The 19,562-nt window shown below is 30.5% G+C and carries 17 protein-coding genes and 1 CRISPR repeat array; of the genes, 3 read left to right on the top strand and 14 right to left on the bottom strand.

Translation table 11 applies throughout. From position 1 onward, the window contains the following. The first annotated feature begins 411 nt into the window (after positions 1-411). From ACY3JM_RS01735 to ACY3JM_RS01725, 3 genes are read left to right on the top strand one after another with little or no spacing between them, the layout of a single operon-like run. Entirely contained in the window at positions 412-1,494 is a 1,083-nt protein-coding gene (locus tag ACY3JM_RS01735) for an NAD/NADP octopine/nopaline dehydrogenase family protein (protein WP_463083606.1), read from the top strand. Further along, the gene (locus ACY3JM_RS01730) at positions 1,491-3,122 is read left to right on the top strand and encodes a cobalamin-dependent protein (RefSeq protein ID WP_463111551.1); all 1,632 of its coding nucleotides are present in this window, start codon (positions 1,491-1,493) and stop codon (positions 3,120-3,122) included. The genes ACY3JM_RS01735 and ACY3JM_RS01730 overlap by 4 nt, the downstream gene beginning before the upstream one ends. After that, positions 3,119-4,054 carry a D-alanine--D-alanine ligase family protein gene (locus ACY3JM_RS01725; protein WP_463083071.1) on the top strand — a complete coding sequence of 312 codons (936 nt, stop codon included), beginning with the start codon at positions 3,119-3,121 and terminating at the stop codon, positions 4,052-4,054. The genes ACY3JM_RS01730 and ACY3JM_RS01725 overlap by 4 nt, the downstream gene beginning before the upstream one ends. Before the next feature lie 67 nt (positions 4,055-4,121). Continuing rightward, positions 4,122-6,568: direct repeats of the CRISPR family, unit length 29 nt; unit sequence ATTTAAATCCCACATAGTTCAGATCAAAC. A 198-nt stretch (positions 6,569-6,766) separates the two neighbouring features. Here ACY3JM_RS01725 and cas2 read toward each other — a convergent pair. From cas2 to ACY3JM_RS01655, 14 genes are all read right to left on the bottom strand, one after another. Beyond that, complete coding sequence (cas2, locus tag ACY3JM_RS01720) at positions 6,767-7,030, bottom strand: CRISPR-associated endonuclease Cas2 (RefSeq protein ID WP_463111550.1); 264 nt, start codon at positions 7,028-7,030, stop codon at positions 6,767-6,769. Positions 7,031-7,032: 2 nt separating this feature from the next. After that, complete coding sequence (gene cas1b / locus ACY3JM_RS01715; protein WP_463111816.1) at positions 7,033-8,013, bottom strand: type I-B CRISPR-associated endonuclease Cas1b; 981 nt, start codon at positions 8,011-8,013, stop codon at positions 7,033-7,035. 2 nt (positions 8,014-8,015) lie between these two features. Further along, positions 8,016-8,534 (bottom strand): CRISPR-associated protein Cas4, encoded by a 519-nt coding sequence (gene cas4, locus ACY3JM_RS01710; protein WP_463111549.1) that lies wholly within the window; start codon positions 8,532-8,534, stop codon positions 8,016-8,018. Beyond that, entirely contained in the window at positions 8,535-11,213 is a 2,679-nt protein-coding gene (cas3, locus tag ACY3JM_RS01705) for a CRISPR-associated helicase Cas3' (RefSeq protein WP_463111548.1), read from the bottom strand. Position 11,214: 1 nt separating this feature from the next. Further along, on the bottom strand, positions 11,215-12,039 hold the full coding sequence (gene cas5b / locus ACY3JM_RS01700) for a type I-B CRISPR-associated protein Cas5b (protein WP_463083067.1): 825 nt from the start codon (positions 12,037-12,039) through the stop codon (positions 11,215-11,217). Beyond that, positions 12,039-13,133 (bottom strand): type I-B CRISPR-associated protein Cas7/Cst2/DevR, encoded by a 1,095-nt coding sequence (cas7i, locus tag ACY3JM_RS01695; RefSeq protein WP_463083066.1) that lies wholly within the window; start codon positions 13,131-13,133, stop codon positions 12,039-12,041. Before cas7i ends, cas5b begins: the two co-directional genes overlap by 1 nt. A 17-nt stretch (positions 13,134-13,150) precedes the next feature. Then, positions 13,151-13,669, bottom strand: coding sequence for a hypothetical protein (locus tag ACY3JM_RS01690; protein WP_463111547.1), 519 nt, complete (start codon positions 13,667-13,669; stop codon positions 13,151-13,153). Then, positions 13,666-14,772 carry a type I-B CRISPR-associated protein Cas8b1/Cst1 gene (gene cas8a1, locus ACY3JM_RS01685; RefSeq protein ID WP_463111546.1) on the bottom strand — a complete coding sequence of 369 codons (1,107 nt, stop codon included), beginning with the start codon at positions 14,770-14,772 and terminating at the stop codon, positions 13,666-13,668. The genes ACY3JM_RS01690 and cas8a1 overlap by 4 nt, the downstream gene beginning before the upstream one ends. Then, positions 14,773-15,576: a CRISPR-associated endoribonuclease Cas6 gene (gene cas6, locus ACY3JM_RS01680; RefSeq protein WP_463111545.1), complete on the bottom strand. Its 804-nt coding sequence runs from the start codon at positions 15,574-15,576 to the stop codon at positions 14,773-14,775. 37 nt (positions 15,577-15,613) lie between these two features. After that, positions 15,614-16,531 (bottom strand): ARPP-1 family domain-containing protein, encoded by a 918-nt coding sequence (locus ACY3JM_RS01675; protein ID WP_463083062.1) that lies wholly within the window; start codon positions 16,529-16,531, stop codon positions 15,614-15,616. Positions 16,532-16,636: 105 nt separating this feature from the next. Further along, positions 16,637-17,221 carry an FxLYD domain-containing protein gene (locus ACY3JM_RS01670; RefSeq protein WP_463111544.1) on the bottom strand — a complete coding sequence of 195 codons (585 nt, stop codon included), beginning with the start codon at positions 17,219-17,221 and terminating at the stop codon, positions 16,637-16,639. Between the two features lie 138 nt (positions 17,222-17,359). Beyond that, a complete protein-coding gene (locus ACY3JM_RS01665) occupies positions 17,360-17,587 on the bottom strand; it encodes a hypothetical protein (RefSeq protein WP_463083060.1) in 228 nt (75 codons plus the stop codon). Positions 17,588-17,642: 55 nt separating this feature from the next. Beyond that, positions 17,643-18,764: a clostripain-related cysteine peptidase gene (locus ACY3JM_RS01660; protein ID WP_463111543.1), complete on the bottom strand. Its 1,122-nt coding sequence runs from the start codon at positions 18,762-18,764 to the stop codon at positions 17,643-17,645. 227 nt (positions 18,765-18,991) lie between these two features. Further along, positions 18,992-19,489, bottom strand: a complete 498-nt coding sequence (locus ACY3JM_RS01655; protein ID WP_463111542.1) for a hypothetical protein — start codon at positions 19,487-19,489, stop codon at positions 18,992-18,994. Positions 19,490-19,562: the final 73 nt, after the last annotated feature.

Raw genomic sequence — 19,562 nt, 5'->3', positions numbered from 1 at the left:
TCCCCAGAACATAAAAGAGATATTAAACACCTCCAGTCTTTCCACATAAGCCTTTTAAAACGCCTTTAAACTTGCAAGAGTCTCAGATTTCATCGGTGAAATAAGTGTTAATAAACAAATACTAATCTTACTTGAGGCTTTAGAAAAAAAATGAAATCAAATACAGAACTTATAAACTATCATAAGATTGTAAATTAAAAACATGAACCAATTTACCAGTGGCTAAATTGCTACGGGTTTTTAACACATCTTAGTAGATTTTACATTAAAGATGCATAAGATTAAATTTCTCCACTTTATATAGCCTAACCATTAAGTAAAGTTAGATCTGAATTGCTGAATCAGTTATTTCATGTTATTATCATTAATACAGATAAGTTAATAGATAATCATTATTGAGGTAAAATTATGATTAGAATATGTATAATAGGTGCAGGAAACGGAGGACAAGCTTTAGCAGGTTACCTTTCTATGAAAGGTTATGATGTTTCCTTATACAATAGAAGCGAGTGGAGAATAGAACCTATTAAAAATTCTGGAAAAATCATATTAGAAGGAGAATATTCTGGGGAATATGAAATCTCTTTAGCAACTACAGATATAAAATCTGCAATAAAGGATAGAGAAATAATCTTAGTTGTAGTACCAGCCTTTGCTCATAGAGAGATAGCTGAGAAATTGGCACCTCACTTAGAAGATGATCAATTAATTGTTTTAAATCCAGGAAGAACAGGAGGAGCTTTGGAGTTTAGAAAAGTTTTAAAGGATAAAGGATGTAGAAAAAAGGTGTTTATTGCTGAAGCCCAAACTTTCATATTTGCTTCAAGATGTTCTAACCCTGGAGTAGTAAGAATATTTAGAAAAAAGAATGCGGTTCCAGTATCCTGCCTTCCTGCAAAGGATAATCCAATATTACAGAAAACATTAAAAAGAGTAATGCCTGAATTTGAAATTGCAAAAAATATAGTTATTACAAGTTTCAACAATATAGGTGCAGTTTTTCATCCAGCTACTACAATTTTAAATGTAGCAAGAATTGAATTCACTTTTGGAAAATTTGAATTCTATTTTGAAGGAATATCCCCTTCTGTAGCAAAAGTTTTAGAATCTATTGATGAAGAAAGATGCAATGTTATGAAAGCTTTTAAAGTAGAGCCTCTCACAGCAAAACAATGGTTAAAATATGCTTATGATGTAGATGGTAGAGATCTTTATGAAGCTATTCACAGTAACTCTGGATATAGAGACATAATGGCACCTACCGTAATTGCTAATAGATATATTTTAGAAGATGTGCCCATGAGTCTTGTCCCCATCTCCTCCTTTGGAAAACATTTTGGCATCTCTACTCCTACTATAGATGCTACTATACATCTTGTTTCTGTTATGATGGGAGAGGATTACTATTCTAAGGGGAGGACTGTAAAATCTTTGGGCTTAGAGGGAATGACTGCAGAAGATATAATAAGATACATAGAGGTGGGGGAAGAGTGAAAAAGATTTTAGGGGCAAGTATTGGAAGTTGTATTCATACCGCAGGAGTTCTTAATTTTTTAAACCTTGCTGAGAAATTAGGCTTTAAAACTATATATCTTGGAGGAGCAATTTCCATAAAGGAACTCATAGAGGCAATTATTGAGACAAATCCAGAAATTGTTGCTATAAGTTATAGATTAGGAAGAGAACCGTTAAGAAATTTACTTTCAGATTTAGAAAAGGAACTTAAAAGCAAAAACTTAATGGAAAACAGGATATTTCTATTTGGAGGTACAAAGGAAACAGGTGAAGTAGCAAGGGAATTTTCCTATATTTATAAGGTTTTTGATGGCTCAGAAGAGATAGAAGATGTCATAGATTTTTTAAAAGAGATTCAGGGAGAGATTATAGATAAAAAAGATAAAAGGACATTCCCTCAAACTTTAAAAGAAAGAATAAATTGGAAAAGTCCCTTTCCTCTATTCAGACATCATATAGGCCTCCCAAGTCTTGATGAAACCATAAAAGAAATAGAAAAATTAGCAGATTCAGGATTATTAGATATTATCTCAATAGCTCCAGACCAAAATACTCAAAGCTATTTTTTTGAACCTGAAAAAATGGATCCAAAACAAGATGGTGCAGGAGGGGTTCCGTTAAGGAAAAAAGAGGATTTTATAAGATTATATAATGCTACAAGAAGAGGAAACTTTCCATTATTAAGATGTTATTCTGGCACTAAAAATCTTATTGAATTTTCAAAGCTTCTTAAAGAAACCATTAATAATGCTTGGTCCGCTATACCTCTAACTTGGTATTCTGATTTGGACAAAAGATCAGATCGAGAACTTTTATCAGCAATAAAAGAAAATATGGAAGGTATAAAATGGAATGCAGAAAATGGAATTCCTGTAGAAATCAATGAATCTCATCAATGGGAACTAAGAAATGCCCATGATGCCATTGGAGTTGCAACATGCTATATAGCTAGTTTAGTAGCAAAGAAACTTGGGGTTAAGGAATACGTAGCTCAATATATGCTAAATACTCCTCCCAATATATCACCTAAGATGGATATAGCAAAGGCTCTTGCAAAGATTGAGCTTGTAGAATCTTTACATGATGAAGATTTTGTCTCTTACAGAATGATAAGAACAGGACTTTTATCCTTTCCAGCAGACCCTTATTCTGCTATGGGACAATTGGTATCCTCAATGTTTTATGGGGCCTATTTAAAACCCCATATAATTCATGTAGTATCCTATTCTGAGGCTATGTATCCTGCGAGGAGTAAAGAGATTATAGAGAGTGTAAAGATGGTGAAAAGAGCTTATATCTTAGCTTCTTCAGGGCTTCCTGATTTCTCATCGGATCCCGAAATCCTTAAAAGAAAGGAGGAACTAAAAGAGGAAGCTTTAATTATTCTCGACGCTATAAAAAACTTGGCAAAATCAGAGGATGATTTTTTATCACCTGAAAATATATATAATGCCATCAAATGCGGTATATTAGATGCTCCCATGCTTAAAGGATTCTCTGTGGCAAGAGGGGAAGTTAAAACTTTCGTAATAAATGGTGCTAATTATTGTGTAGATGAAAGGGGAAAAATTCTTAAAGAAAAGGAAAGAATAGAAAGATTAATATGAGAATTGGGATAGCTTATAATCTTCCTTGTTCTTCAGATTATGAATTAATGGTAAATGAAATAGAAAATATTCTAAAAGATGAGGGATATACTGTAACTTTAATCCCTGTCTCAGAAAACTTTTTAGAAAGAATTAAAAGTGTTGACTTTGTTTTCAATCTTTTCACTCAAGGAAAAGAAACAAGACAAATACTTATACCATCACTATGTGATTTTTTAGGGATCCCCTATACAGGTCCTTCAGCATATACCCACTCTCTCTGTCTTAATAAAACCCATACCAAGATTTTATTACAATACTACAAAATTCCAACACCTCCATTTTTTCTTGTGTATCCTGATGAAAGAATACCCAAGAATATTAATCTTTCTTTTCCTCTTTTTGTCAAACCAAACAGAGAGGGGAGTGGAAAGGGAATAAGAAAAGAGTCCTTAGTAAGAAACAAAGAAGAGCTAAAATATATGATAGATTATATTCATAAAGAATTTCAAGAAGAAGCTTTAGTTGAGGAATTCATAGAGGGTAAAGAGATAAGTGTGGGAATTCTCGGAAACAAGAAGAATTTAGAGATTCTCCCCCTCTTGGAAATTGATTTTTCAGAACTTCCTGAAAGTGTTGAAAGATTTTACTCTGGAAGAGTAAAAGAAGAGTTTGGAGAGAAAACTAAATATTTTTGTCCTGCAAGAATAGATAAAAATATAGAAAAAAGTATAAAAGATATTGCAAGAAGTATTTTTATGTATTTTGGACTTAGAGATTATGCAAGGATTGATGTGAGAGTAAGAGGAGAAGAAATTTTTATTTTGGATGTAAATTCACTTCCTCTTTTAATTCCTAATTACTCTGATATTGTAAAAATGGCAGAAGCAAAAGGATACAGTTACAAAGATTTAATATTAAAAATCCTTAATAGCTCACTATCCAAAGAGTGAAATAGAAGATCATTTCTACAGAATAAAAGATAAAAACTAATAATATCTAACGAATTGAAGTTGTGCTATTTAAATCCCACATAGTTCAGATCAAACGCTTATATCCTGTCGGAAGATGAAGCCAAAATTATCATTTAAATCCCACATAGTTCAGATCAAACTACCAAACTCATGCCAGAACAGAATACACACAGTACATTTAAATCCCACATAGTTCAGATCAAACAAGGGAGGTTTGAAAAAAATGAAGAAAAAAGAGATTTATTTAAATCCCACATAGTTCAGATCAAACCATTCTTAGAAGAATTCACGTTTCCCAAAGACTTTTATTTAAATCCCACATAGTTCAGATCAAACGATTTTGAAAACTATAAGATAGAAGACGTAAAAACAATTTAAATCCCACATAGTTCAGATCAAACTATTCATATTCAAATATTCTTATATGTGAATATATATTTAAATCCCACATAGTTCAGATCAAACACGTTTGGTATACGTTTAACCCCTAAAAATATACCAATTTAAATCCCACATAGTTCAGATCAAACTTGGCAGAAAATTTTATCCAGAAATTCCTTCCACTTATTTAAATCCCACATAGTTCAGATCAAACAAAAGATCAGGAAGGAAGATATTTCACCCTTGGAAATTATTTAAATCCCACATAGTTCAGATCAAACTCCTGATCTTTTTTCTCATACTTTCACCTCCAGTTTATTTAAATCCCACATAGTTCAGATCAAACGAAGGAGTGTGAACATTTGAGGGGACAAATCAAGGAAAATTTAAATCCCACATAGTTCAGATCAAACGGGCTTGACATGACCATTCAGGATTACATTTATCACATTTAAATCCCACATAGTTCAGATCAAACCTTTTGGCCATCAAAGTAGGCATTCCAAACCACCCAATTTAAATCCCACATAGTTCAGATCAAACGATGATTGGGGCGCAATAAGTGAAAGAAGCGGTTGTATTTAAATCCCACATAGTTCAGATCAAACGATAAATACTACATTGCGAAATGTGAGTATAAAGCTATTTAAATCCCACATAGTTCAGATCAAACTTTAAAAACTAATTTGTAATATCTTCTGAGAAGCTCATTTAAATCCCACATAGTTCAGATCAAACCTGATCCTGTTCCTGGTACTACTGCATATACATGCTTATTTAAATCCCACATAGTTCAGATCAAACTCTATCTGTTGCTCAGATTAAACAACTCTATCTATCATTTAAATCCCACATAGTTCAGATCAAACAAGTTTAGCAAGTTGTACTAAGTATTTTACATGTTCATTTAAATCCCACATAGTTCAGATCAAACGCACTTGGATTTTAAGACTTGACAAGCAGATGTATAACATTTAAATCCCACATAGTTCAGATCAAACAGACATCTGGATGAGGATGGATGGTAAGGTATACAAAATTTAAATCCCACATAGTTCAGATCAAACTTTACGTAGTTTCCTCAGTCAGAGGGCAAGTAGAGGATTTAAATCCCACATAGTTCAGATCAAACACTAGATCCTCTCCTTGTTCACACAGTATACCACAAGATTTAAATCCCACATAGTTCAGATCAAACAAGAGAGATGTGAAATGGAAGCACGAAGAGAAGAAAATTTAAATCCCACATAGTTCAGATCAAACTTATTAATAGATATGATTTATCATTTTGAAGACAAAATTTAAATCCCACATAGTTCAGATCAAACTCAATTCTCCAGCCAAGCGCAGGATATATCTTCACTATTTAAATCCCACATAGTTCAGATCAAACCAGATTGTAGTAGAAATTCCTTGCAATACCTGTGATATTTAAATCCCACATAGTTCAGATCAAACCATAGGTGGGAGAAATGACGCAAATCGTAAGTAAAGATTTAAATCCCACATAGTTCAGATCAAACAGAGTCAAGAAAGAGAATTTTGATGATCCAGTTGTGATTTAAATCCCACATAGTTCAGATCAAACATCTTATAGATTTTGCGCCAGATCCAGATTTTTAGTGATTTAAATCCCACATAGTTCAGATCAAACGGAGAAGAAAGATAAGGAGCTTCTATCATACTTCGCATTTAAATCCCACATAGTTCAGATCAAACATGTGGATATTCCACGGGAGCTGATGGAGCAAATAGAATTTAAATCCCACATAGTTCAGATCAAACAGGTAGATGCGAATGGATATCTGATTACGGTAAGAGCATTTAAATCCCACATAGTTCAGATCAAACCAGGTACTCTTTCTCCAAATGGTGCCTTAATAAACTCATTTAAATCCCACATAGTTCAGATCAAACGGAGAAGAAAGATAAGGAGCTTCTATCATACTTCAAATTTAAATCCCACATAGTTCAGATCAAACATTTGCGTTTTACTTCTCTGTTTACTACATACCAACATTTAAATCCCACATAGTTCAGATCAAACTATGTGATATATATCCCTGTAGGGGATTAAGAATGTATTTAAATCCCACATAGTTCAGATCAAACCCAACAATCAGATTAAATTGTAACTATAGTATTATACAATTACTAATATAATTACAAAATTTTTAGATTAAAACCATAATTGCAGTGAACCTTAAGTTTAATTTTACCAAAATAAAAAATTTCATATTTAATGTTAGATTTTTCAACATTTTTAAAGAAAAATCATTTAAAAATAGGTTTACTGCAAAAATAAACAAATTAATATATATTGTCTGTTACATCTTTTTCTATTCCTAAAACAGTTTTGCTAATACTATTCCTATTGTCTACAAGATAAAAGTATACAGAATCCACATCCTTATCTATTATGAAACTCAATTCTAATTTACATTTTTCAAGTTTTGCTAAAGTTATCTCACCTTCAAAAACCGAATTTTGGACCCAATTGAAATATCTTTTTAATACTTTCCTTACCTTATTTACTCTTTCCTCACTTATATCATAAGTAATAATTACATACATGATCACCACCAAGCCTTCAATGGCTTATATAAATCATCCTCCAAAAAGTGTTTTACCAATTTATAACATTCAAGTCTTATAAGAAATCTATATGATACATTTCTATTTAGCTTTCTATGTTTAATCGTAGTTTGAATTTTGGACTCAAACTCTTGAATAAACTTTTTCCTTCCATCTTCAGTAAGGTAGCAATAATTTACATCTTTTTCAAAATCTGATAATTTTAGCATATTATTATTTATAAGCTTAAATATTACAGGATCTACAATCAAAGGCTTGAATATTTCAGAAATATCAAGGCTGAGAGAATATCTCCTTTCTCTTACTTCATGAAGATAACTTATCGCAGGATTTAATTGAGTTCTATAGATTTCAGATACAATTATCGCATAAATCAAAGAATTACCAAAAGAAATTAAAGCATTAATTGGATTTGTAGGAGGTCTTTTTTCTCTTTTTTCAAAATAAAAATTATTTTTTAAAAATATATTAAACGCTTGATAATAACTTTCTCTTGCTCTCCCTTCACATCCCATTAATTCATTTATAGTATTACATTCTCTTGCTTTTTTAAGCTCTTCTTCAATCTTCCTTTGATTTTCCTCAGTTCCATTATAATTTCTCAAATTCCTTATCATATGGTAAAGGGCGCCTTCCACGAAAGAATAAGCAAGATAAAATCTTTTTTCCTTATCTAAATAGTGTTCTACTTGTCTTACAATAACTTCTCCAGATATATTTTTTTCTCTGGGTAAATAAGATCCAGAGTAATAGCCGTAATAATTGTATACATGTAATACAATGTTGTTTTGTGCAAGGAAATTTAGGACTTTTGTATTTAAATCTATCTCTCCAAAAAGATGTATGCTGTCTATATTTTCTACTGGGAAAAACTTTCTTTCTCCATTAGATGTTTCAAAATACACAGTACTTTCTTTTCTCCGCAAAGAACCATTAGAAAATATATAATAATCTCTCCCCATCTTCATTCCCCTATGAAACAAAATTCATAATATGCACATTTTTTACAATAACTTTTTTTGACAACAGGAGGAGGCTTCTCCATTTTTATTATTTCTTCGATTTTAAGAAGAGCCTCCTCTATCTTCTTTTCATATTCCTGAGTAAGTTCAACTATCTCTCTTTTTCTTTGCTTTGGATAATTTAGAATGCCTCTTTTCTTTACTCCTAATTTTTTTAAATAATATAGGTAATATAAAACTTGCATTCTATTTGCTTCTTCCATTCTATTGCTATATTTAACTTCTCTTATCTCATCCTCAGAGAGAATATCAATACATATAAGCTCATCTATCATAATCTTTCTTTTTTCCTCTGAAAGATAACTACTTTCCTCCAAAATCTTACCTAATAATACTTTTTCCGAGGTATGTTCCATACCAATACCTCTATCAAAGAGCCACAATTTCCTTTCACAAACAAATAGATAATTTATTTTTATTCCTGTTATTCTTAGATCTTGAGGTAAGGATAAATCTTCCATTTATAAAATACTACTCCCTCTCACAAATCCTTTCTCACTCTCATACTCGGCTTCATTATCGTAATAAATATCACTTAACCATCGGATTAACTTATCATATTTTTCAAAAACTTCTCCTTTTTCTTTAAAACCTACCTCATGCAAATATTCTGTTATTCTTCTTAATCTATTAGCATCTAAAACTCCATCTCTCATATACATTCTTAAATCCACATTTACACAGAATTTTGAGATAACTTTTCCTTTAAAAGTGGTATAGTCAAATTTTTCTCCTTCAAACCTTCCTTCATTATTCACAAATTGTTTCAAATCTTTTATAAATTCCTCTATAAGATTCTTAGGAATAACTTGTACTGTGTACATTTCTCTGAAAAGCCTTTCTGCCTCAGACTTTTTCTCTGACATCCACCCAGAATCAAGAAGATCTATAGTATTGTAGAATCTATTAAGATAGCTGTTGTCCTTTACATTAAGCTTATTACTTTCCATAGTTTTATAAAATAAATCGATTAACAAATATTTATCGTATTCAGAAATTTCAATCTCTATACCATCTATACCCTTTTCCCATTTATTATCAATTAATTTTTGATACACATTATCTTCTTTTTTCTTACTACTCTTAGTCTTTTCAGTTTCAAATAAATCTTTCAATATTTCTAAATAATCTTTTGAAACAACATCTTCCAAATCATTTATATCTTTCTTTTTCAAAAGCCATCCAATAGAAAGATTTATCAATTCTTTCATATACACCCTGTTTCCACCTTTACTTCCACCATTTTTAAATATCCATATATATACATTAGGTTCATTGTATGCTTTAAATTCCTTAGAATTTATTACATATTCATTATTGTCACTCTTATTTATAACCTTTCCATCTCTATAAAAATATCTTCTTAAAACTCTCCCCATTCTTTGAACTAAAGCATCAAGAGGACATATCTCTGTAAACAAAACATCTGCATCCAAATCAAGAGAGGCCTCTACCACTTGAGTAGCTACAAGAATCTTTCCTTCATTTTCCAATGGATCCTTAGGGTTCTTGAATTGCTCTAAAAACTTTAATTCTTTATTTTTTCTATCCTCAAAAGTAAATCTTGAATGTAACAGATATATATTCTTATTTAATTCTTTATTTTCTCTGGTTAACTCCTTTAAATCATCAAAAACTCTCTGGGCTAAATTCACAGTATTCAAAATTACAAGAATTCTTCTTCCTTTTTCAGCCTCTTTTATTATTTCTTTTAACTCTTTCTCAGATATTCTATCCATATATTCACTCTTTTCATTGCTATCATCACTTTCTATATACCTAATCTTTATTTTGTGTTTAAATATCTTCTTAAAATCCTCCCTCTCTTTCTCATAGATATTTATTATCTCAAGATTTCCATTTATTACTTCCTCAATTCTCTTCTTTACAAAAGTAGGTAAAGTTGCAGTTATTAATAAAAATTTTCCACCTAACTTTGTAATCCATTCGATAAATTTCGTAATAATAGCACAAGCTTGTGGATCATATGCTTGCACTTCATCAATCACAAGTCTTGAATAGGAGAATAAAGAGAATATTTTCTCATATCCTGGTGGCCTTAAACCATAAGGAAAAAATTGATCTCCTGTAGATATTAATACAGGATAAGAGATTTGTCTTGCAGTTTCATAAGCTTTAATAGGATCAATCACATCTTCCTCTTTCTCCAACAAATAAACATCAGCATCAGAATGCAATAACCCTGTTTTATCTTTATTAAAAATATTTTCAGCTCTTTCATATATCTGATTTACAGCAGATCGCAAAGGAAGGGTATATATAAACTTATCACCTTTAGACCACAAAAAGGCATATTCTGTTTTACCATATCCCGTAGGCGCAATAAGGATCAAATTTCCATCTATTAGATTATTAAATTGCCAAGCCTTATCACCTATTTTGTCTTTAATATTATTAACTATATCTTGATAATTCATAGACTCTATTTCAACTTTATTTAAATCCTCACCTTCCTCTTCACACCAAGATGCATAATGATCACATCTTTGCAAATATCCTGCTATAAGTACCCATTCCTTCTTTACTTCCTTTCTCAAAGGCTCATAATCAAATTTATATGGAGGTATTGCATAATTCATTAAACTTCTTCTATTTAGAATACCTTTAATCCATGGGCGATTTATATCTATATATTCTTTACATTCATTAAATTTTGAAAATTCTGTAATCAAATTGTTCTTTAATTTTTCTCCCCACTCCTCTTGTACTTTTTCACATAATTTTCTCAATATTTCATTATCTCGAGATATGAAATCATCAAAATTATCTCTCCAATGATGATAAGAGATAGCTGATATTATGAAATTAAAAAAATCTTCCCCAAATTTAGCTTTTAATTTATCCTTTGATATCCAAAAGATAGAAAATAGAGAATGGGGAACTTCATAAGATACATCAAAAGGTTCATAATCTTTATTTTTAAGGGTTTTTATTTGAAAAGCTGGTAATACTTTGCCAAGATCATGCAAAAATATAGCCAACTCTGTAGCTTCCAATAAATGTTTATCATTAATTTTATCCTTTATTTTTTCAAAAACTATTAAGGCATCTTCTGTGTGCTTTGACAAAGTTATTTCCTCCTGATCTTTTTTAAAGGATTTAGCAAGGATTTTAACCATCTTAACCCCCCTTTAAATCAGCAAAAAATATAGGTATACCCTCTTTCAAATCAGAATTTCTTTCTGATTTATCTATAAAGCTAAATATTTCACCTATATTTCCATCGTTTAGCTTGGTTCTAATAAAATCGAAAACTCTAATTCCATCCTTTATCTTGTAAAAAGTGGGAAGATTATATATTAATCCTTCCACTTTATCAATAACAGAATAATTATTGAAATTCCGTTCAGGAATCCAAAAGAAATATCCGTAGTTTCCATTTATTTCCCCTATTTCCAAATCTACATATTTTATCTCTTTTATTACAATCCAATCTTCTGCCCTTCCAAGATGTAATGGAGATCCTCTATTTATTGGATTCTCGAAACTTTCTTTAATTTCTTCCAAAAAACTATTATCTTGATGATAAAGATAAACTAAGATCTCTACATCATTTAATATATCAACTGTGCAAGGACTTTGTCCCCCTATATGCTCTATATGTCCTGCTACATATCTATTATTTATGACAACAAATCTTCCCAAATGAGCATCTTTGCTTAAATTCCTAAACCAAACATATTCACTAGTCTTTGCCTGAAATTTTCCACATATAGAAATTTTTATATTTTTAAATTTATGATATGGACAATCACAATTTTCTTCAATGCATGGTTCCTCTTGCCCTGGTATATTTCTTATACCAAGAACATTAGCAATTAAACCAAGAACCGTAGAATAGGGTGGAATAGGATATGTATGCCTTCTCTGATACGTAAAAGGTATTCTATAATGAGCCTGAGGCTGATATATCTTAATCTTTAAGGCTGTTATCTTATCCCCCATTAATTATCTCCACCTTTTTCTGAAGTTGAAGAAGTTAATCCAAGACTACCTAAGAATTCATTCCAATCATGTTTTACCTCTTTTGCTAACTTATCTTTATCAGCTTTTATTTTTTGGCTGTCCATAATAAATACTTCTTCAAGCCAACTATTATTTAAAGCATCATTAATACCGATAACCTTATAAGATATATTGTCTAATGGAACAATTTCTATATAAGGATGAAATACAGGAGATGGGACTTTTACTTTTCCAGCTATTAAAAATAGAGGAATAATAGTATTCTGTTCATTACTTGATTGGGCATAAAGACCATCTTTTATAGCTTCAAGGATTTGTATAATACGCTCCTTCTTTTCTTTTTCGTTAAGTTGGAAGATTATTTTGTATTTCTCTCCTTTTAATTTTTCAATTTTTATAACCCCATTTTCCAATTCATATCTGTTATCGTCACTCTTTTTAACATAACTTATTACCTTTTCTATAACTGTGTTTTTTTCCTTATTTTCTGATAATGTAATTTTTAATACATTACCATCAAATTCAGGCTCTTTATTAACAATCCACTCATCTTTTCCCAAAATATCCACATCTATCGTAAAGCTCACTTTGTAAAAGGAATAATGTTCTTCTTTATTATAAGGATTAGGTGTTGCATCAAGTCCTTGTTTTATCCCCCTATTTACCAAATCATGATTTGCATAAAATGCCATATCACCCTCATAAGGATCTAATCCTATCGCCTTTGTTATCCCAACTGGAGCTTTTCTTGTAATAGAAACTTGCTTTCCTATAGTATACATATATCCAAAAGCATCAAGCTCATGACTTGTCAAGATATCATCCTTAGTAATATCAAACTGTACTACATCATCCTGCACTCTAACCGCGCTCGGGCTCCATCCGTGAGCTTTCACTAAAGTTTCAAAAAGATAATGTCTTATAGCAGGTTTTCCTATAAAACTTACTACTTTATTACCTTTCTTTAGTTTCTTAATAGATAAAATATTTCCTCCTACTTTTTCATCTCTATTTAAAGCAGATCCTTCAAAAATAATAGTAATAGTTATATGGCTTAAATTATTCTCTCTCATCTTTAGATACCTCCTCTTTAATAATTTTTACCTAATAGTCCACTTAAAAAGGAATAAAGCAAGGCTCTAAAACTTTCCACGGAATATTTAGGATTAAATGCCATTACAAGCTTCTCATCAACCTCTTCTTGTGCAGTAGCAAATTCTCTAAGTATTATGTAAAAAACTTCATCTCTTTTTCCAAGTCTTGAAAGCTCAAGCAATCTAAACGTCATACCAGCAGGAGCTTTCTTATCTTTGTCATAAAATCTCTCATATACTCCAGAATTTCTAAATCTTAATCTTTCCCCATAAGATCTCAATTGCTCACAAAGATTTGCTATATTCTCTTCCTTAATCTCTTCATATAGGTTATTCAATTTATCTTTATCTTCTTTCGTATTTTTAATTGCATATTCCAATAATTTTTGTATATGAAAACCAAGTTCTTTATATTTCTCAATTAAATCTTTTAATGAACCACAATTAACCTCTCCATTTTTAATCTGTTCCTTAATATTACTCATTATTTCATCAAAATTAAAATTATCATTCATACATAAACCCCCTTTCCTATCTTCTCTTCAATTAGAGCATAGAGTTTAAAAAGCTTTTGAGAGAAGGCTACGAGATTATTTTTATTCTTATCCATTTTTATCTTTTTATTTATAAAATCATTCTCATGCTTACCCCAATCATTCTTGTTTTTAATTCCAATTTTAAAAACTCTTTCTCCAAAATCTAAAATCTCTCTGTATTTACTATCCAAAACCAAATTCAAAACATTTATCTCACCTATATCATTAATTAAACTTGCTATATTACGATCCATGAGGAGTAATATGGTTTCATAGGGTAAAGAAAAGAATTCTATTCTATCATTATCTCCTTCTCTATATTGGTTCACCACCTCAATATTCATCATTGTCCATTTACCAAGCTGAATATGAAATTTTAAAGCCAATTCAATAATAGACATTCCCAAAAGTTCTTTTATTACTTCTATTTTCTCTCTTCCATAAATTTCTTTTACATATCTATTTAAATGCCACATAACCTTAAATGAAGGAGCATTCACAAAGATCTTAGATTTATCAGAAAGATCCACCAATGATAGATGATGATGGATAATTAAATATGCACATAGAGGGCATACACGAAAGGTTTGAGAATTATTCCAAAAACCATTTGGAAATCCTCCTATAGATGGACCTAACATAGACATATGTCTCATATCAAATTTAGATACACCTTCTAAAAACTTTTTTAATCCTAAATTTTCCAATTCTTTAATATCATCATTTAATAAATAAAATTTTCTATAACACAGGCCACAAGGTATAGCATCTTCTTTCTCTTCAATCTTTGAGAGCTTTTCAACATAATAAGGAAATTTATCTTTCCATGGTTCTTGTAAGTAATTCCTATACAAATCTGATTTTCCAACAATAGAAGATATTTTTCTTTCACTAAAATACCTCTCATCAACTTTTAAATTTTCAAAAATATCTTTTCTTATTTCTAAAGATCCATCATCTTTAAAATTTGCCACATCCTCATAAGGAATTCCTTCAACTTCCTTTAATGAATACAAAAATCCAATTACTCCTGCATTGTATAACCAATTTCCAGGATATAGTCTTATCACACTATCAGCCATTTACACCACCTCCACCATACCAAAACCTTGAGCCCTTCTTAGTCCAAAACCAAGCTGATATAAATAATTTAAGTCCTCAATATCACCACATAGTTCAAATACCCCAGAAAAGCATGTAAAGGTATAAAGTTTTGGCTCTATATCCCTTTCCCTTACCCTATGTTTAACTACTTCTTTTCTTAGCTTAATAGGTTTAAAATCTAATCCCTCTTTTAATCCATATCCCCTTACACTTTTTAAAATAGTATCAGAGATGTAATTAAACTCTCTGAGAAAGTAAACAAAATCTTCACTTTCCTTATAAAGAGGTTTCCCATCTTCTGGACTAATAGGAAGAAGTGGCTTATCATTTTTATCCTCTATAAGGATAGGAGAAAGAGTTCTAAAAACTACTTTGTTTTCCTTTATACTTTTTTCTCTAAGAAGTACGATACTTTTTCTTTTGTGTATTTCTCCTTCTCCCATTTTAAATGGATATAATTTTTTACTTAATAGTCCATTGTAAAGAGCAACTAAAAAGCCTGGATCTGGGCTTGAGATATAAAATTCTATAGGCGTTTTAATATATAAAATATCTTTATCTTTCTTGAATTCTTCTTTATCATGTATAAATCTTACTGCAAAGCAAAAAGGCTTTCCTGATTTATTATTCTTAATCTCACCCCCTTCTTCATATTTATAAAGATTCTCAAAATATTCTTTTCCCAAATCTGAAACTTTCAAGGCTTCTTTTATAAAGCCCATAAAATGGTTGCGATAATCAACAGGAAGAATATCGCCTTCTAAGATTACTTTAAATCTCAAATTCTATATCCCCCCTCTATTAAATTATTTCTTATTATTATATTCTTTTTTTGAAAAAGTTAATATGTATAGGCTTATTTGCATAGGTTAAAATGGATCCTACATAGTTTTTGCTTGCAATTCTTATATCCCAGCCAAGGGCAGGAGATTTAAATTTTAATGGCTCTATAGCTTCTATTTCTTTTAAAAATTTTTCGTATTCATCTCCATAATCTGTATTATTTTCTTTTTTAAGAAGTTTGCTTCTGAATATATAGCTTTTTACCAATTTATCATGAAGATTTTTGTAGGCAGATTTTAGAGAGATAATGTCCAAACCATCAAATTTTCTATCTTGAAATACTATTATTCCATTCTGCCCTTCTATATAAGGAAACTTTTCTTTCATATTCTCATATAAATTCTTTCTTTTCTCAAAAACATCTCTCATAGCTGAAGTCTCAGATTTTATTCCAAACTCCTTTTGCAACTTTTCAATCTCAGCCCATATCATACTTTGATCTGAATTGTATCTATTGCTATAAAGCAAAGAGCTTAATACACTCTCATTCTTAATCCTTCTAATATCAGCAGGTATTACTACATCAGGATCCCCAAAATGATGAGATTCATAGTGCCATCTTCCTCGCTCAGTACAGCTCACAGGTATAACAAATTCAGATTTGTTTTTTATTAACAAAGATGTATTTACCACCCTATTTTGTTTTCCTCCTTTTAATTCTTCTCCATCTAAAATAAACACTTTTTGATCAAGCTTATTTATTACTTTTAAATTTGGTACTGTACCTGTTTGATCAACCTCTTTTATATAGAACCCATTTGTCTTCAAAGCTTCATCCAAAGTTATAAAGAAAGGAACTTTATTTATTTCTGCAAAAATTGGAATAATCGTTATACTTTCATATTTTTGAGGGTCTCCAAATTTTACCTGAGATACATAATCTATTATCTTCATAGATATCCCCCTTATTAATTTTTTCCTAAGAGATATTATAAATGTTTAAAGGGTCAAAAACTGACCTTTAAAAAAATTCCTCCCCATCTCACCAAATCTAAACTTCTAATATCCCCAAAGAGATTTTACCTTGCATTTTACCGCTTCTTTTTCAAAAAATGGAGCTTTAAATTTCCATATACCTCCAGGCTCTAAATTGGTTATATTTGCAAAAGTACTTCCAACCTGTACCCCCTGACTATCATATAGGTTTATCTCAATTTGTGCATAATTATATTGTTTATTAGTATTATTTTTCACTATACCTATTACATAACCCCCAAGCTCATCTCTCTCCATTCTTAAGCTAATTATTTCCAATTCGGGCTTTTTTACTACTTCTACCTTTTTAGTTTCAGATACTAAATTCACATTACTTTTTTCTGATAAATTACTATTATCTGTAGTATTTGCAAAAATAATCAAAGCTATTAAAACAATTAGTAATTTAACACCTGTTGATAAAGATATATTTGTTTTTGCAATTATTATCTTATAAGTAGATGGAAAAATAATTAAGCCTGAAATTAAAATTGCTATTCCCCCAAATATATTTCCTGACATTAAATGCCCTAATCCTGAAATGATAAACATACCCCCAAATATATAGGAAAAAATTAAACCCAATGTAATTTTTCTTGGCTCTTCCATACTCTCACCCCTCACATTTTATTTTTGGTTACTATTATAAATTCCTTAAGTGACAAAAACTGTCCTTATAAATTTTTAGATTAAAAAAGGCAGGAAAATATATTTTTCATATCTAGCCATATTTTTGATGCAAATAAATTAATATTGAGTATAATAAGCGAATCTTTGAACAAAATAGTACCAATAAGTATCTTGATTTATTTTAAGAAGATTATATTGATCATATCCATTATAATTTTGCCAGGAACTATATGTAGGAATTAAGATTGATACACCATATGCTTTATTTGTATTTGCATATTTACCAGTATCTTCATAATAAACATTATTTAAAAGGGTATATACTAAATCATAGACCTTTATCATTATATCTTAATTTGTGTTATTTAAATATAACTTATATGCAAAATCACAAAGATCATTATAACTCCGTCTTATCAAAGTATGTTACATTATTCCAAACATTTTTAATAATTGCCATTTGATTATCATCAGCTTCATAAAGAGCTTTTGCGAAGACTGCAAACTTGCTCTTTACTGTATCAAAAGTAGATCCCAATTTTATATAAGAATAGGTAGTATCATCTTTTCCATTATAAAAAGCGTAGTAATCGTCTACTATGGTTTTTGCAAATTGCGATGGTGTCATCGTAGGATTCTGAGTTAGATGATAAAGTAATGTGTAATAATCATTACCATAACCTGGAACTATAGCCTCTGATCCAACTAAATAATCCGTCCCATACTGCCACTCCCATGCCACTTCAAACATCTGTGTCAAACAAGCATCCATATTAATCGCATCTATTTTCTTTCCTGTAACTTGCCTTGCAGATTCAAGAGCAATTATCACCTTATCAATAGTTAAACAATTCCATGGGTAACCAGGTGTAGTATTATCCCAAGCAATACCTCTTTGAACATCATCCTTTGAGGGTGATCTTGGATAAACCCCATCACCATGATTCCCAAAAACCAAACAAGCCTTCTTAGCCGGGTAATTTGTCATTCCATAGATAATAAAATCCTTTAATGTATTTGTATCTGACATATCCAATTCATTGTAGTCTTTAATCAAAACTGAGTTTATATTATTTGCATCGTAATCTTTAGTAACATAATATAGCCTTGCATTATTCCAATCTCCATTTGATGTATCATATCCTGGTATACGATCAAAAAGGACAAGAATTTTTATTTTATTTGTAGAGCCTACCATCTCCATCTCATTCATATCTTGAATAGCAAATTTTTCCAGATCATTATCACCATCTAAGTAAACTAAAAAGAGCCACTCAGCATTAACAACCCTAACGCCTACACTTACAATTCCCACGTTTCCAACATTATCATAAGATTTTGTCATTATAGTATGATAACCATCTTTATATTGTTCTGTAGCCCACACATAGGTGAGAGAACTTGTTGTACTTTCCATAACTTTTGTCATATCAATATATAATTCTATTTTATTAATCCCACTTGGACCCCTTTGATTATCTTTAGTCAGGGATCTATCAACTATGTTTACACTTATTGTCACTTTTCCTTAAAGATTATTTAGATCAGAGGATGACAGAGAAATAGATATTTGAGGTGATAATGTATCTTTCGGTGTACAGCCAGAAATCATAATAAAAAAAGAAAGATTGAAAAAAAAAATTAAAAAATTTTTTTCATTTTTAAACCCCTCAATGAAAAAATTCTCTTAAAAATTTTGATCATCAATAAAATAGGGGGGGATATAAATTTCCCCCCTAAAAAGAAATTTTATCTTATGTTGAGTCTTGACACTATTTTATTTATACAATCTAAAGCTGCATCCCTTTTCACAGAATTTCCTGAGACAAAATCACCAAAGAACCACATTCCACTTTTCACTGATCCTGCCTGATCAAAAACTACTTCTTGTCCATTTATATCAAATATTCTTACAGCTACAATGGCATCCTTTTGAACAGTTGTAGCAGGAACAATAGGCCAGAAATAGAAAAGGAATAGAAATACCCAATTAAAACTTCTTCTACTATTTGCAGATACTATTGTCAATTCTGCTATATAGTCTGCTTGTGCTTTATCATATACCACTTCTATACCTTTTTCTCTAATCTTTTCTATAAAATATGTTTTTACTGGATCAATAAGATATCCTTCTGGGCTATTTACTTTTTCCACATATAGTTTTGGAGCAGAGCTTTGAGCAAAAGCAAAACTGAAAAGTAATACAAATAGAATAAAGAGGAAACTTAACTTTTTAAATTTCAACATATCACCTCCCAATAACTTTTACACTTTAGTTATATATGAGTAAAGTGTCATATTCAGTCCTTAAAAAAACTTT

Source organism: Dictyoglomus sp. SSW (genome assembly GCF_055181335.1).
The sequence above is the reverse complement of the archived record's forward strand: the minus strand, read 5'-3'. Positions and strand labels throughout refer to the sequence as shown.

Excerpts from the sequence above, each read along its gene's own strand:
- ACY3JM_RS01665 (WP_463083060.1), bottom strand. The coding sequence starts at position 17,587 with ATGATAAAGGTCTATGATTTAGTATATACCCTTTTAAATAATGTTTAT.
- ACY3JM_RS01690 (WP_463111547.1), bottom strand. The coding sequence starts at position 13,669 with ATGAATGATAATTTTAATTTTGATGAAATAATGAGTAATATTAAGGAA.
- cas2 (WP_463111550.1), bottom strand. The coding sequence starts at position 7,030 with ATGTATGTAATTATTACTTATGATATAAGTGAGGAAAGAGTAAATAAG.
- ACY3JM_RS01725 (WP_463083071.1), top strand. The coding sequence starts at position 3,119 with ATGAGAATTGGGATAGCTTATAATCTTCCTTGTTCTTCAGATTATGAA.
- cas8a1 (WP_463111546.1), bottom strand. The coding sequence starts at position 14,772 with ATGGCTGATAGTGTGATAAGACTATATCCTGGAAATTGGTTATACAAT.
- ACY3JM_RS01670 (WP_463111544.1), bottom strand. The coding sequence starts at position 17,221 with ATGGAAGAGCCAAGAAAAATTACATTGGGTTTAATTTTTTCCTATATA.
- cas3 (WP_463111548.1), bottom strand. The coding sequence starts at position 11,213 with ATGGTTAAAATCCTTGCTAAATCCTTTAAAAAAGATCAGGAGGAAATA.
- cas1b (WP_463111816.1), bottom strand. The coding sequence starts at position 8,013 with ATGGGGAGAGATTATTATATATTTTCTAATGGTTCTTTGCGGAGAAAA.
- cas5b (WP_463083067.1), bottom strand. The coding sequence starts at position 12,039 with ATGGGGGATAAGATAACAGCCTTAAAGATTAAGATATATCAGCCTCAG.
- cas7i (WP_463083066.1), bottom strand. The coding sequence starts at position 13,133 with ATGAGAGAGAATAATTTAAGCCATATAACTATTACTATTATTTTTGAA.
- cas4 (WP_463111549.1), bottom strand. The coding sequence starts at position 8,534 with ATGGAAGATTTATCCTTACCTCAAGATCTAAGAATAACAGGAATAAAA.
- ACY3JM_RS01655 (WP_463111542.1), bottom strand. The coding sequence starts at position 19,489 with ATGTTGAAATTTAAAAAGTTAAGTTTCCTCTTTATTCTATTTGTATTA.
- ACY3JM_RS01675 (WP_463083062.1), bottom strand. The coding sequence starts at position 16,531 with ATGAAGATAATAGATTATGTATCTCAGGTAAAATTTGGAGACCCTCAA.